The organism is Aeromonas sp. ZOR0001, assembly GCF_000801015.1.
GTDB lineage: Bacteria > Pseudomonadota > Gammaproteobacteria > Enterobacterales > Aeromonadaceae > Aeromonas > Aeromonas veronii.
Genome location: NZ_JRJY01000032.1, coordinates 1 through 516 on the forward strand (window position 1 = coordinate 1; position 516 = coordinate 516).

Below are 516 nucleotides of genomic sequence, written 5' to 3' on the forward strand. Positions count from 1 at the left end.
GGCATCTTTCCCGGTGACTTGCTGGTGGTCGATAAGAGCCTCACCCCTCGCCATGGTGATGTGGTGATTGCACTACTCGATGGCGGCTTCACGGTAAAGACCTTGCAGCTCAAGCCGAGGTTGCGGCTGTTGCCAGCCAATCCGGCGTTCGCGCCTATCGACCCTTGTATGAGCCTCTCCCTGGAGTTGTTCGGAGTGGTCACCCATGTGATTGGCAATCTGAGGCAGCGTGATGGCTATAGCGCTCGTTGATGTAAACAACTTCTACGCCAGCTGTGAGCGGCTGTTTCGCCCTGAGCTGCGTGGCTGCCCGATCGTGGTGCTCTCCAACAACGATGGATGCGTGGTGTCGCGCAGCCCCGAAGCCAAGGCGCTGGGTATCAAGATGGCCGGGCCCTACTTCAAGATCCGCGAGCAGTTCGAGGCGCATGGCGGGGTGGCATTCAGCTCCAACTACGCACTCTATGGAGACATGTCTGGCAGGGTGATGAGCACGTTGGAGACCATGGCCCCCGA

At 59.3% G+C, this 516-nt stretch carries 2 protein-coding genes; both read left to right on the plus strand.

The features are described 5' to 3' along the window. Positions 1–252, plus strand: a 252-nt coding sequence (locus L972_RS03145) for a peptidase (RefSeq protein ID WP_047435422.1), incomplete at its 5' end; no start/stop codon positions are given. Further along, the coding region (locus L972_RS03150) for a Y-family DNA polymerase (protein WP_442853365.1) at positions 233–516 on the plus strand (284 nt) is incomplete at its 3' end. The genes L972_RS03145 and L972_RS03150, both read left to right, overlap by 20 nt.